Consider the following 13,825-nt stretch of genomic DNA (forward strand, 5'->3'; position numbering starts at 1 on the left):
AAACTTTGAGCTCAACCGCCGGCAAGCATGGCGACAAGGATGGCAGCGATTGCAGGAATTGCGGTCAGAGCGCCGATGATCAGCGGCTGTAGGAACCGCGCGCGGTTCGCAAAACCAAATTCTCGCCAGTTGAGAACCGCGAAGATGGCGACAGGCAGAACCGAAAGAACAAGCGCAGCCGGCGCAGCGCTCGGCGACAGCAGCACAGTCATCGTAGCGCCCATAGCAGCGGTCCAGATGAAGGAAAGCGCTGCAAATTTCCCAAGAACGAAGGCTGCATCATCGCCTCGGATATAGGAAATGTAGCGAACCAGCAGCCAGCCACCGAACAGGGCGGCCAGCGCGCCGTTCATCTGCGCCATGCCGATATAGCCGCCCATGATCGCGGTGAGCGCCGTTCCGATCGCGGTTGCGAGCAGCGCAGCCGGCAAGGCGGCTGGAGAAGACCGCTTGGCCTGCCGCCCCGACACGGCTGCAATCTCGATCGCGACGATGACGAGCACGATGGCGAGCGTCGTCGCTTTCGTCGCATTGGCCGCGAGAACGTTCTTGCCGAGCCACCATGCCGGAGCTGCAAGCGAGACGACGCCGACCAGCGCCACGATCCATCGGTTCACGAATTGTCGCAACAGAACGCCAAGCACTGCAAAGACAAAGCCACCGATAACCAGCAACAAGGGCAGCTTCTGTTTCGCCGCAATCGGCGGGAATGGCGGAAGGCCTTCGATCGAAACGCTCGCGATGGCAGCGGCAACTGGTATCAGCAGTGCCGTCAGCAGAACGGCTCGAGAAGTTGCACCCTTGCCGGCCAGTGCAATCACCGCACCGAGAACAAGCGGCAACAGGACGGAAGTCAGAAGAATTTGGGTCAGCATGCGTATCGATCCCGAATATTTGCCGATTTCAGAGAATGTCTTGAGCGGTTTGCCTAGATCGCAGCTGATAGCGAAGGCAGCAGATCCGCGAACTCCAGAGCCGGGCCAACGGGTATGATCCCGTTCGGATTAAGGCTTTCGATCGAGTAATAGCCACGTTTGATGTGATCGATGCTGACCGTCTCCGCGATGCCCGGAACGGATAGGATGCGGCGCAGATAGTGGCTGAGGTTAGAATAATCCGAGATACGCCGCAGATTGCATTTGAACTGCCCGTGATAGGCGGCGTCAAAGCGCACGAGCGTAACAAAGAGGCGAATATCGGACTCGGTCAGGCGCTCGCCGACGAGGAAGGTCTTCGCCGACAGCAGCCTCTCCAATTCGTCAAGCATGCCGAATACGTCATGAAAAGCCTCTTCATAGGCTTCCTGCGTGGTGGCGAAGCCCGCGCGATAAACGCCATTGTTGAGGCGCGGATAAATGCGCTCGTTCAGGGCATCTATCTCATGGCGAAGAGCTTCCGGATAAAGATCGACACTCTCGTCGGCTAGAGAGCCGAAACCGCTGTTGAACATCCGCACGATGTCGGCCGATTCATTGTTGACGATCGTGCCTGTCTTCTTGTCCCATAGAACGGGAACCGTCGCGCGGCCGGTAATATGCGGATCCACCCGTGTGTAGAGTTCGTGCATATAACGGGCGCCGTTCACCGTATCCTCGGTAGAGCCGGGATAGGTGCCGAACTGCCAGCCTTCCTTTGTCAGCGCCGGCTTCACTACCGAGACGGAGATGAGGTCATCGAGCTTCTTGAGCTTGCGGGCGATCAACGTTCGCGAAGCCCAGGGGCAGATCAGTGCGACATAGAGATGATAGCGGCCTGCTTCAGCTGTGAATCCGCCCGCTCCGGTCGGCCCGGCCGATCCATCCGGCGTGATCCAGTTCCGGAAGCTGGATGTCTGGCGTACGAATCCGCCTTTCGCATCCTTGGCCTGTACCGGTTGCCAGTCAGCAGTCCATTTGCCATCTACGAGCACGGTCTTTTCCCAACATAGTTACACCGACGGCGCGAAGCCATCACCGGCCACACTATGCATTCGCTCCAGTAACATGATAATCAACTATCCGAGCATTACAGCTCACACCTTGAGAGTGAGATAATCATGCTGGATCGCATCGCCGGAATGGAGGTTTTCGCCAGGATCGCCGCCATCGGCAGCCTGTCCGGAGCCGCAAGAGCGCTCGGCATGTCGCCAACCATGGCCACCAAGCACATGGCAGCGCTCGAAGATCGACTCGGCGTAAAACTTCTGCATCGCACCACCCGCAAGATAACCCTGAACGAAGCCGGGCGGCGCTATCTGGAAAGTGTCGAGCGTATTCTCTCCGAACTTTCGGAAGCCGATGCAACGGCAGCTGCGGAGCGAATGGAAGTCAGCGGAACGCTTCGCGTCAATGTGCCGGTTTCATTCGGCGTTCGGGAAATCGTACCGTTATTGGCGGAGTTCGCCGAACTGCACCCGGCATTGAGTGTCGATCTGGGCCTGAGCGATCGTACCGTCGATCTCGTCGAAGAAGGTTGGGACGTCGCCATCCGTATCGGCAGGATCGAAGACCAGAGCCTGATAGCCCGCAAGATCGCACGCTGTCGCATGCTCGTCGCCGCATCTCCCGCCTATCTTGCGAGGCGATCGATCCCCAAATCGGTATCGGAACTGGGATCGCATAACTGCCTCGGTTACACCCTGTCCAGCTCGGTTGGTCCCGATCGTTGGCGATTTGGCCTCGATGGCTCGATCATCGTTCCGGTTACGGGAAACCTCCATGCCAATAACGGTGACGCCCTGGTGGCGGCCGCTTTGGCGGGTCAGGGCATGATCTACCAGCCGACCTTTCTGGTCGGCGATGATATCCGCGCCGGCCGGCTGGTGTCGGTCACGCTCGACGAACCTCTGATGGAATTGCCTGGCGTGTTCGCCATCTATGCAAGCAACCGGCGACCGCCGGCAAAGGTGCGCGCCTTCATCGATTTCCTGGCCGGCAAATTCGCACCTGCACCCCGCTGGGATCGCGATCTTCCAACTTCGGCCGAATAGATTTTAAGCAACCGGTAAAACTCGGCAGTTCGGCAGCGGCCGCCTACCAGGCGTTGATGGCGAATGCGTCAAGCGGGATTTTCAGGTAGCTCGTGCCATTGGCTTCGGGAACCGGCATCCGCCCGGCATTAAGGTTGATCTGCAAGGCATGCAGCATCAGGCGCGGAAATGGCAAGGTCGCATCCCGCCCCTCGCGCAGTCGGATAAATGCCTCCCGCCCTTCACCAACATGCGGGTTTTCCGCCTTCTGCTGGCCAACCGTGCTCTCCCACAGGGCCTCGCGTCCGCCCGGACGGTAGTCGTGCCCGGTGAACAGCCGCGTATCGTCGGGAAGAGCAAGAATCGCGTCGACCGAAGACCAAAGACTTGCGGCACTGCCGCCGGGAAAATCTGCACGGGCACTGCCGCTATCCGGCATGAACAAAGTGTCGTGAATAAAAGCCGCATCGCCGACGACATAGGTCACCGATGCCAGCGTGTGGCCCGGCGAATGGATGACCCTACAGACCATGTTGCCGATCCGGAAGTTCTCGCCATCGGCGAAAAGCCGATCCCATTGCGATCCATCCGTCTTCATTTCCGGCATGTTGTAGATTTTCTGCCAGAGTTTTTGAATATCGACCACTTTGGCGCCGATCGCGGTCGGGGCGCCCGTCTTTGTCTTCAAATAGGTCGCCGCGGAAAAATGATCCGCATGAGGATGCGTATCCAGTATCCATTGCGCCGTAAGCTGCTCACCTTCGACATAGGCGAGGATCGCATCCGCGCTCGATGTCTTCGTGCTCCCCGATTTCTCATCGTAATCGAGCACCGGGTCGATGATCGCGCAATCTCTCGTTTCCGGATCGCTCACCACATACTGAATGCTGCCGGTGCGCTCGTCGTAGAAACCTTTGACCAGAGGATTGGCGTTCATTACATGAGTTCCGGACGGTTGAAAAAATCAGTTTCGATATGCCCATTCTTTCGACGACTTTTCCATGCCGAACAAGGCCGGCTTATCTACTCTGCTTCTCGTTTTCACTGTCGTCTGGAAGAGCTGTCAGCGCTTTTATCCCTTCGATGACTGAGCGGAGATAAACGCGTCATACTGCTGAATGAGGGTCTTCATGGCAGCATCGACGAACCCACGATCGATCCCCGCTGCAAACTCGATCCGGCTTTTCTTGCCATCGGTATGTAGCTGCGCGAAAATTTTTCCCCTGTTGTCCTTCAACAGCACAGGCTCTGCAGGCTGGCGTTTTTCGGGCTGGGAGAGATGATTGAAGACGAGCTGGAACCGGTCATCGCTCACGGATGACTGGAAATCGGCACCGGATATCTCGGCCACAGCCGAAGCCTGAGCTGCCTTCGAGGAGAGAAGTTCACCAAGTTTCATCCAGCGATCACGGCCAGCCTTCGGAGCTGCGCCAATCGCCCGAATGAGCGTATCCGGCACAGCCTCGACCACCTGCAGCAGCCGCGACAACTCGCTTTTCTGAACCGACAGTGCTTCGCCGATCACCTTCCGGTCAAAACCGCCGGCGAGAAGGTTTTTGGCAAACACAGCGCGCTCGATGAAGGAGAGGTTGCGGCGCTCGGCATTTTCCTTGCCCTGAGCCAAAACCAATTCGTCATCGGACAACGACCGAACGATTGCCTTGACCTCGATCCCGAGGCGCGAAGCAGCGCGAATGCGGCGATGACCATAGGCCGTCTGGTATCGGCCTGGCCTTTCCGGATGATTGCGCAACAGCACAGGCACCTGCTGTCCGCTCTCGCGCATGCTTTCGATAAGGGTCGCGAGGTCCTCGTCGTCCTGATCGTCCAGTCGCAACCGGTCTTCGACGAAGGACGAATCGATCTTCTCAGGATGGATCGAGACGACCCGCTCGCCTTCGCTGAGCGCTTGGCGCAGCAGGCGAGCTTCTTCGGCTTCACGGGTCATGGCATTGAGCGAAAGGCCCATTGCCTTTACCGCGCCGGCGGCGCTACGTCCCGTCAGATTGGCCGCGGGAGCAGGCACTTCAATCGCCGGCTTCGGTGCCGATTGCGCCTCGGGCGCAGGTGCAGCACCGGGCGCAAGCCCGCCTCCGAACAGCGCTCTCAATTCGTTTTTCCGGCTACCTACCATGATCTGAAACCTTTCCTTCTGTCCTAGCGGCCCCAGGCCGCGTGGATCAGAGCCTCCACCTCGCTGTTGACGGCATTCATAGCCTCTACTGCGCGGTCATAGGTTGAACGTGTAAAGTTCTCGCGTCCGACCTCATAAAGGGTCTGCTTGGTCAGACCGGCATCGGAAACCGCGGTGGATTTCAACATCGGCGCGGTCAGAACTCGATCCCCGAAGAGCGAGCGCATGAAACCGACGATCTGCGCCTGAGGCCCGTCATTCGGCTCATAACGGGTCACGAGATACCGCAGGAAATCGAAATTGAGCGTGCCGCCTGCCTCGCGGACAACCGACAGAAGATCAGACGTCATGAAAAGGAATTGATTCATGGACGCGACGTCCAGCATCTGCGGATGCACTGTCACGACAACCGACGTTGATGCACAAAGAGCCGACAAGGTCAGGTAACCGAGTTGCGGCGGGCAATCGATGACAACGACATCGTAATCCTGCTCCACGGTCGTCAGTACGGCCTGAATCCGCGCGAAAAACAGCGGACCGCTATCCTTGCCGCTCTGGCGGTTCGCCAGCGCCTGCGGGGTAACGTGCTCGAATTCCTGCAACTCTATATTCCCGGGAACGAGATCCAGACCCGGAAAATATGTTCCGCGAATGACCTCCGAAAGCGGGCGCTGTTCGTCGTCGTACCGGATGGCGCCATAGAGCGTGTCATTCCCGGTAAGGTCCAGTTCCGGCTGGTAACCGAAAAGCGCCGAAAGCGAAGCCTGCGGGTCGAGATCGATCGCAAGCACCCGATGCCCCGTCAGGGCCAGATACTGGGCGAGATGCGCCGCAGAGGTGGTTTTGCCTGAACCACCCTTGAAATTCGTGACAGAGATGACCTGCAGATGCTCGTTCTGCGCCGCATCCCGGCGCGGCAGGTAGGACTTCGCCTTGGCGACATTGCCCTTGGCTACCGCCTGTTCTGCAAGATGACTGCGCAAGGCATTGATGTCCGAGAGCGAGTAGAATCGGCGTCCGCCCGCACCCGTGTCGGGCTGCGGCCCTTCGCCTGCCAGGGACAGCTGGCGCAGATAACCATCGGACACACCAATGAGCTTGGCGGCCTCGCCGGAAGAGAAGCTACGCAGCGTCTTGCTTGCGAGCGGCGGAAAAAGCCGCTCACGCATCGCCTTGAGCTGCTCGGAAAGCGCGCGCGCATCGTTTGCGATGGCCTCGTCGGCAAGCTCTCGCGTTTCCCGCGCGAGATCGCCTTTCGAGTTCCGAATTTTTTCAGCCGATCCGGCCATCCTCAAACTCTCCCTGATGCTGCCTACGGGAGCGACATTCACGGTTACGGTCAACCGCGAATACAACTCGGCTCGGCAGCTCAATACGCCTTTTCGTCAAATCTACACCAAACACCGACAGTTACGCCGAATATCGGAAAATTCTGAAGGCACCGTTACAAGGTGCTTGCATGAGTGATTCGCGTCAAGGAATTTCTACTAAAGGAACAACCGGCGTCCTTTGCCGAAAGAGTGCGTATAAAATGATCTGATTCGGTCAATCGCGATTGGAGACAAGCAATGAAGCCTATCTGGGCGGTCGGACTGATGACCGGAACGGTACTCGACGGCAATATCGACGTCGCGCTCATCAAGACGGACGGAGAAAGCGTCGAAACCTTCGGCGCCTACACGCTTGCGCCCTATGCGGAAGATACCCGCCTTTTGCTCGAAGAAACATTGCGTCAGGCGCGAGGCTGGAATTTTGAAGGTCCGGAACCTCTGATTTTCAAGGATGCGGAAGCAGCGCTGACGCGCGCCCAGTCCACCGCCGTTCACGAGCTTGTCAAAGGCGCCGGACTGACCATAGAGGAGATCGGTGCTGTCGGTTTCCATGGGCAGACCGTGCTGCATCGCGCTCCGACCAAGGCGCGCCTGGGCGATACCCGACAGCTCGGCGACGGCCAGATGATGGCCGATTTTCTCGGAACAAAAGTCGTTTATGATTTCCGAACAGCCGATGTGCGAGCCGGCGGCCAAGGCGCTCCGCTGGCCGCCATTTATCACACCGCTCTATTGCGTGAGGTCGATCGAAGCGGCGACACCGCCATCCTCAATCTCGGCGGCGTCGGCAATATAACTTGGTGGGATGGCGAGGAACTTGTGGTCGCTTTCGACACCGGGCCGGCCAATGCGCCGCTCAACGATTTCATCAAGGGGCTTAGTCTTGGCGAGATGGATCGCGACGGCGCGCTCGGCGCATCAGGCACGGTGGACGAAGTGCGGCTCGAACGCCTTCTGCAGCATCCATATCTGACCGCAGCCTACCCGAAATCGCTGGACCGGTTCGATTTTACCGCCGCCATGGCAGATGGTCTGAACCCTGCCGATGGCGCGGCCACCCTTTCCGCCTTCACCGCATCCGCCGTCGGCAAGGCGCTCGACCTTCTGCCGCACAGGCCCAAGCGCCTGATCGTCAGCGGCGGCGGGCGGCGCAACCCCACGATCATGTCGATGATCGAAGAGAGGGCAAAGGTTCAGGCTGTTTCAGCCGATGGTTTCGGCTGGCGTGGTGATGCCGTCGAGGCCGAATGTTTTGCATTCCTCGCCGTGCGCGCTTTGCGTGGCCTGCCGATCAGCTTCCCGACAACGACCGGCGTGCCAGAAGCGCAGACCGGCGGCCGGATCGCCAATCCTTGAAGATTCTACACCAGTTTTTCTTATCCTGCCGAAAACGTGACCATAGCCAAAAATAAATCGATTTAAATAGCTTGAGGCCTGCGACACATAGTCCTAGTTATCCTGACGATTCTAAAACTGCATCGAGAGGCTTACACATGCAGATCGGAATGATGGGACTGGGCCGCATGGGCGGCAACATGGCAAGGCGCCTGATGCGTGCGGGCCATGAATGCGTTGCATACGACGTCAACCCGGCGGCAGTCGAGGCGCTTGTCGGCGAGGGCGCCATCGGCATCTCGTCCATCGAACAGTTCCTCGAAAAATTGACGCCCCCGCGTGCCGTATGGATCATGCTTCCGGCAGCGATCACGCCCGGCATCGTCGACAAGCTGGCAGCCTTCATGCAGCCCGGCGACATAATCATCGACGGCGGCAATTCCAACTACCGTGACGCGGTCGATCAGAGCGCCAAGCTTGCCGAGAAGGGTATTTCCTACATCGACGTCGGAACGAGCGGCGGCGTCTGGGGTCTTGAGCGCGGCTTTTGCCTGATGATCGGCGGCCCGGACGAGGCGGTCAAACATCTGGACCCGATCTTCGCGACGCTTGCGCCGGGAGCGGATCTGGATCCGTTGCTTCGTCCTGCGGAGCGCGGTTATCTGCATTGCGGCCCGAGCGGCGCCGGCCATTTCGTCAAAATGGTCCATAACGGCATCGAATACGGAATGATGCAGGCCTATGCCGAAGGCTTCAATGTGCTGAAACAGGCAAATGTCGGCAACGCCCATCGCGAGGCGGATGCGGAAACGACGCCGCTACCGGACAAGCAATATTACCAGTTCGACATGGATATCGAGGCGATCAGCGAAGTCTGGCGCCACGGCAGCGTTATCGGCTCGTGGCTGCTCGACCTCACGGCGGACGCTCTGAAGGTGGACCCGTCGCTCAGCAGCTTCGGTGGACGCGTTTCGGATTCCGGCGAAGGACGCTGGACGATGAAGGCCGCGATCGACATGGGCGTTCCGGTGCCGGTTCTGTCTGCCGCCGTGTTCAGCCGTTTCGACAGCCAGGGTAATGCCGAATACGCCAACAAGATGCTGTCGCTGATGCGCAAGTCCTTTGGCGGCCACGTCGAAAAGCCGCATGGCAAGTAAGACTCCCAATAAACAGACCTAAAACATCTGTTGACACGATAAACAATTGTCTGCATGGGTTTCGCAAGGAGCCCATGCAATGACCCATCCGCTTGCACCACAGGAAAGCGCCGTTCTGGCCTTGATCCGCGAAAACCCTTTCGTCGGACAGCAGGAAATTGCCACCGCTCTGGGGCTGGCCCGCTCGACGGTTGCCGCTCATATCGTTCAATTGATGAACAAGGGATATATTCTTGGACGGGGTTATGTTCTCTCGTCCGAAGTCCGCGCTTTCTGCATCGGCGGCGCCGTGCTGGACCGCAAATATCACGCCCGCACCAAGATCGTTCTGGAAACATCCAATCCCGTCGAAAGTACCCGTAGCCTCGGCGGCGTTGCCCGCAATGTTGCGGAAAATCTTGCCCGGCTCGGTTCCGCAACCGGCTTCATATCGATCGTCGGTGATGATGACGGCGGGCAGGCCCTGCTCAAATATATGCGCGAAATCGGGATCGACGTCAGTCAGGTCGTTACGACCAACGAACGCCCGACGGCCGAATATGCGGCAATTCTTGATGCAGCCGGAGACTTGGTTCTCGGCATAGCCGACATGAACATTTTTGACCTGTTCCAGCCGGATCATATCGAGCGTGCCTGGCCTCATCTCGCAGCCTCGAACTGGGTATTTGCAGACTGCAATCTTCCCGCTGAAGCGCTTTTCGCGCTGATAGACCGTTGCAAAAATGCGTCCTGTCATCTGGCGATCGATGCGGTGTCGACCCACAAGGTCATGCGCCTGCCGAAAGACCTGAACGGGATCGACCTCCTGTTCATGAATATCGACGAGGCGAACGCCATCCTCGGCCAGACGAACCCGCACACCTCCGAAGGCGCGAAACAGTCCGCATTGGCGCTGCAAAAAGCAGGCGCCGGCATGGCCGTGGTCAGCGCCGGGGCTCAGGGCATGGCGGTTGCCGGACGGGAAACCGTGGACTTCGTCAATGCCGTCAGGGCTGCCCCCGTCGACATGACCGGCGCGGGCGATGCGATGATCGCCGCGACACTTCATCGGCTGCTCGAAGGCGACGAGATTTTCGATGCGGCCCGCACCGGGGCGCTTGCCGCCACACTCACCACCGAATGTAATGCCAGCGTACTCCCCGACCTGTCTGCCGAGCTTATCGAAGCCAATCGGCACAGGCTGACGAACTGAAAGGACAAGACGACATGCAACTGCTGAAGCCTAAGCTCAACAAGGAAGTCGCCGACGCGATTGCGAAGGGTGGACCGGTCGTGGCGCTCGAATCCACCATCATCACCCATGGCATGCCCTACCCGGCCAATCTCGAAACCGCCAAGGCGGTCGAGGATGTCGTGCGTGCCAACGGCGCCGTCCCGGCAACGATCGCCGTCATCGATGGCGAGCTGCGCGCCGGTATCGACGCCGACGAACTCGAAAAACTCGCCCAGGCCAAGGATGTCGTAAAGGCCTCCGGCCGCGACCTTGCCGTCGCCATGGTACGCAAGCAGACGGCCGGCACGACCGTTTCCGCAACGATGCTGCTGGCTGATCTCGCCGGCATCGAGATCTTTGCCACCGGCGGCGTCGGCGGCGTCCACCGCGGTGCCGAGCAGACCTTCGACATCTCTGCCGACCTGACCGAGCTCGGCCGCACGAAAACCGCCGTCGTCTGCGCCGGCGTCAAGTCGATCCTCGATATCGCCAAGACGCTTGAATATCTGGAAACCCAGCGTGTTCCCGTCATTGCCTATGGAACCGACGAATTCCCGGCCTTCTTCACCCGCAAGAGCGGCTACAAGGCCGATCACAAGCTGGACAGCGCCGCCGAGATCGCCAAGGCGATGTGGCTGCATCACCAGCTCGGAACCGGCACCGGTCTTCTGATCGCCAACCCGATCCCGGAAGCGGCGGCTCTCACGCCGAAATTCATCGACGGGACGATTGCCGACGCGGTTCGCGAAGCCGATGAACGCGGTATCGGCCGCAAGGAACTGACACCCTTCCTGCTTGCCCGCATCAACGAACTTTCCAAGGGCGAAAGCCTGAAGGCCAATATCGAGCTGGTGAAAAACAACGCGACGCTCGCAGCCAAGATGGCCGTCGCCTATTCGGCCTTCAAGAAGGGCTGACCGTCCGATGCATACGGCTGGGTCTCAACCCAGCCGTATACGCGCAACCTCGCCCCGCTCGGCTGCCTCGATCGCATCCTCATAACCTGCGTCGGCATACCGGATGATGCCGAGCGACGTATCGTTGGTAATCGACATGTCGAGCCGCTCTGCCGCAGATTCCGTCCCGTCGGCCACGATCGTCACCCCGGCGCTGGTCATGTAACCGGCATAACCGCCGCCTCCGGAATGGATGACGACGAGATCGGCCATCGACGAGCAAAGCGTCATGGCGTTGATCAGCGGCCAGTCGGCAATCGCATCCGAGCCATCCTTCATGTTCTCGGTCATTATGTTCGGATGCGCCATCGCCCCGGCATCGAGATGGTCCCGCGAGAAGGCAATCGGCCCTTTCAGCTCGCCTTTCCCAACCAGTTCATTGACCGCCAGCGCCAGTTTCGTGCGTTCGCCATGACCAAGCCAGGCAATCCGTGCCGGAAGCCCCTCGAACGGCACATTTTCGCGCGCCAGCCTGATCCAGTTGGTGACGATATGATTGTCCGGGAATAGCTCCAGAACGAGATCGTCGATACGCGCGATATCGCTCTCTTCACCGGATAGCGCCATCCAGCGGAAGGGACCGATTGCGCGGCAGAAAAGCGGCCTCAGATAGGCCTCGGTAAAGATCGGGATATCGAAGGCGTTTTCGACGCCGCCCTCTCTGGCTTGGGTGCGAATGAGGTTACCATTGTCGAAAACCTCCGCCCCTCTTTCCTGCAGGGTCAGCATGGCGCGGACATGATCGGCGATCGAGGCACGGCTCGCCGCCATCAGTTGCCCCTGCCCTTCCTCTCGAAGCCGTCGTACTTCCTCGAGGCTCATGCCTTTCGGAACATAGCCATAGACGAGATCATGTGCGGAAGTCTGGTCGGAGACAACGTCCGGCACGATCCCTCGCTTGACGATCTGCGGATAGATATCAGCCGCATTGCCGACGAGGCCGATCGACACTGCTTGCTTTTCATTCACCGCCGCATCGATCATCGCCAGCGCGGTATCGAGATCGGACGCGACCTCATCGAGAAAACCGATAGCCTTGCGCTTGGCGACACGTTCGGGATCGATATCGACGACCAGGATCGCCGCCCCCGCCATGCGGCCGGCAAGTGGCTGCGCACCGCCCATGCCGCCCAGCCCGGCAGTCAGCACGAACCGCCCTGCAAGCGTACCGCCGAAGCGCTTTTCGGCGATCCGCATGAAGATCTCATAGGTCCCCTGGATCACGCCCTGGCTGCCGATATACTGCCAGGCGCCGGCCGTCAGCCCGCCCCAGCAGATCAGCCCCTTTTTCTGCAGCTGGTAGAAATATTCCGCCTTCGCCCATTGGCCGACGATATTGCAGTTCGCCATGATCACCAGTGGCGCCTTTGCATGTGTCTTCAGCAACCCGACCGGCTTGCCGGACTGGATGATCAGCGTCTGATCCTCGTCCATCTCCTTCAAGGCCCTGACAATCGCATCATGCGCGGCCCAGTTACGCGCAGCCTTCCCGAGCGCCGCATAAACGATGAGATTGTCGGGATCCTCGCCAACCGAGAGAACGTTTTCAAGAAGCCTCAGCAACGCCTCCTGCCGCCAGCCTTTGGCGCGCAGCTTCGGTCCGCCGGGGATCGGAAATTTCGGATGGCGCGGGTTCGGCTTAGACACGGTGTTCTCCTCACCCCAATGCGTAATCGGCGATGCTGATCCCGAGCGCCTTCTCGACGGTCGGGTAGACTGACGGATCCTTGACGCTCGACGAAAGCGGAATGATCGTCTTCGGCACATGCAGCAGAAACACCGGCATTCCGACCTGCAACTGTCCAACGCTCATTGGCTCGCCTTCCGGCGACAAGGTCGAGATGATGTCCGGAAAAGTTGCGAGCCGGTTGCCGCCGGCATCATCCACCGCCATGTATTCGTTCATCACATGCAGCGTCACGGCCTTGTCGCCGCGACCGACCGTGATCGTGCCGACATCGAAAGCCTCGTTCGTATAGACAACCGATTTTGAGCTGACCTCGCCCTCGGCGATGATCGACCCGCCTGTCGTCTTGACGATCGCGTCAATGATCGCATGCCCTCCCCTGGCATCCGCCTCGATGATCGCTTCGCCGAGCTTCAACGCGAGACTGATACCGCCAAGCGCCGCATTGCGGCGAACATAAGAGGCCCGCAGCGGATTGCGGCAGGAGGCGATAAATCCGCCCGACATGTCGGATGCCGTGCGAAGCACCGGCGAGACCTTGGCGGTCGCGCCGCGAATAACCAGTTCGATATAGCGGTTCTCGGCACGATTGCCGCCAACTGCTGTCTGGATCATTTGTTCCGGCGAATTGGCCATGCCGATCGACCCCATGTCGCCGGTCGGATGGGCACGCACGTCACCGACAGCATCGAGCACCTTGGTGCCAAGAATTGCGGACGGAAGCCAACCGTTCAGCGTCGATGACTTGCCGTTCTGGCCGATCATCAGGGCCGAAATCTTTTCTCCCAACGCATCCTGCAGAAGCTGAACGGCCTTGACGTAATCGACACCCTGCATTTCCCATGCGGTCGTGGAAGCGGGTGCACCGATGGCCGCCGCCGTTGCCACCCAGTCGTCATCATCCAGTTCGTCGATCGTGATCAGTTCCGGCTTGCCGATGCTGACCGCGACATAGCCCAGCATGCGGCCATGATCGGACCAGCCGCCGCCGCCGGCCGCATAAACGGAACCGCCGCGAACGGCCGCCTCGACATCCTTCTCCGTCAGTATGCGCCCCATGCCGTC

The 13,825-nt window shown here is 59.5% G+C and carries 12 protein-coding genes; 5 read left to right on the forward strand and 7 right to left on the reverse strand.

Annotation, left to right across the window (positions count from 1 at the left end):
- Positions 1–11 precede the first annotated feature (11 nt).
- A complete protein-coding gene (locus MRBLMR1_RS20515; RefSeq protein WP_500065951.1) occupies positions 12–875 on the reverse strand; it encodes a hypothetical protein in 864 nt (287 codons plus the stop codon).
- A 53-nt stretch (positions 876–928) separates the two neighbouring features.
- Positions 929–1,909, reverse strand: coding sequence for a glutathione S-transferase family protein (locus tag MRBLMR1_RS20520; protein WP_500065953.1), 981 nt, complete (start codon positions 1,907–1,909; stop codon positions 929–931).
- A gap of 126 nt (positions 1,910–2,035) precedes the next feature.
- Here MRBLMR1_RS20520 and MRBLMR1_RS20525 point away from each other — a divergent pair, with 126 nt between their 5' ends.
- Positions 2,036–2,968, forward strand: coding sequence for a LysR family transcriptional regulator (locus MRBLMR1_RS20525; protein ID WP_500065955.1), 933 nt, complete (start codon positions 2,036–2,038; stop codon positions 2,966–2,968).
- A gap of 43 nt (positions 2,969–3,011) precedes the next feature.
- On the opposite strand, the gene MRBLMR1_RS20530 is transcribed toward MRBLMR1_RS20525, so the two are convergent.
- From MRBLMR1_RS20530 to repA, 3 genes are all read right to left on the reverse strand, one after another.
- Entirely contained in the window at positions 3,012–3,884 is an 873-nt protein-coding gene (locus MRBLMR1_RS20530) for an MBL fold metallo-hydrolase (protein WP_148145015.1), read from the reverse strand.
- 135 nt (positions 3,885–4,019) lie between these two features.
- Positions 4,020–5,081, reverse strand: a complete 1,062-nt coding sequence (gene repB / locus MRBLMR1_RS20535) for a plasmid partitioning protein RepB (protein ID WP_500065958.1) — start codon at positions 5,079–5,081, stop codon at positions 4,020–4,022.
- Between the two features lie 23 nt (positions 5,082–5,104).
- Positions 5,105–6,370 carry a plasmid partitioning protein RepA gene (repA, locus tag MRBLMR1_RS20540; RefSeq protein ID WP_404945636.1) on the reverse strand — a complete coding sequence of 422 codons (1,266 nt, stop codon included), beginning with the start codon at positions 6,368–6,370 and terminating at the stop codon, positions 5,105–5,107.
- Between the two features lie 279 nt (positions 6,371–6,649).
- Here repA and MRBLMR1_RS20545 point away from each other — a divergent pair, with 279 nt between their 5' ends.
- From MRBLMR1_RS20545 to MRBLMR1_RS20560, 4 genes are all read left to right on the forward strand, one after another.
- Positions 6,650–7,768: an anhydro-N-acetylmuramic acid kinase gene (locus MRBLMR1_RS20545; protein ID WP_148145018.1), complete on the forward strand. Its 1,119-nt coding sequence runs from the start codon at positions 6,650–6,652 to the stop codon at positions 7,766–7,768.
- A gap of 137 nt (positions 7,769–7,905) precedes the next feature.
- On the forward strand, positions 7,906–8,904 hold the full coding sequence (gnd, locus tag MRBLMR1_RS20550; RefSeq protein ID WP_500065961.1) for a phosphogluconate dehydrogenase (NAD(+)-dependent, decarboxylating): 999 nt from the start codon (positions 7,906–7,908) through the stop codon (positions 8,902–8,904).
- 79 nt (positions 8,905–8,983) lie between these two features.
- Positions 8,984–10,096 (forward strand): carbohydrate kinase, encoded by a 1,113-nt coding sequence (locus tag MRBLMR1_RS20555; RefSeq protein WP_148145020.1) that lies wholly within the window; start codon positions 8,984–8,986, stop codon positions 10,094–10,096.
- Positions 10,097–10,110: 14 nt separating this feature from the next.
- A complete protein-coding gene (locus MRBLMR1_RS20560; RefSeq protein ID WP_148145021.1) occupies positions 10,111–11,034 on the forward strand; it encodes a pseudouridine-5'-phosphate glycosidase in 924 nt (307 codons plus the stop codon).
- 24 nt (positions 11,035–11,058) lie between these two features.
- On the opposite strand, the gene ertB is transcribed toward MRBLMR1_RS20560, so the two are convergent.
- Positions 11,059–12,720 (reverse strand): thiourocanate hydratase, encoded by a 1,662-nt coding sequence (ertB, locus tag MRBLMR1_RS20565; protein ID WP_500065965.1) that lies wholly within the window; start codon positions 12,718–12,720, stop codon positions 11,059–11,061.
- 10 nt (positions 12,721–12,730) lie between these two features.
- On the reverse strand, positions 12,731–13,819 hold the full coding sequence (gene ertC, locus MRBLMR1_RS20570) for a thiohydantoin desulfurase (RefSeq protein WP_206828632.1): 1,089 nt from the start codon (positions 13,817–13,819) through the stop codon (positions 12,731–12,733).
- Positions 13,820–13,825: the final 6 nt, after the last annotated feature.

This window comes from Neorhizobium sp. LMR1-1-1.1 (genome assembly GCF_040675795.1).
In the GTDB taxonomy this organism is placed as follows: Bacteria; Pseudomonadota; Alphaproteobacteria; order Rhizobiales; family Rhizobiaceae; genus Neorhizobium; species Neorhizobium cellulosilyticum.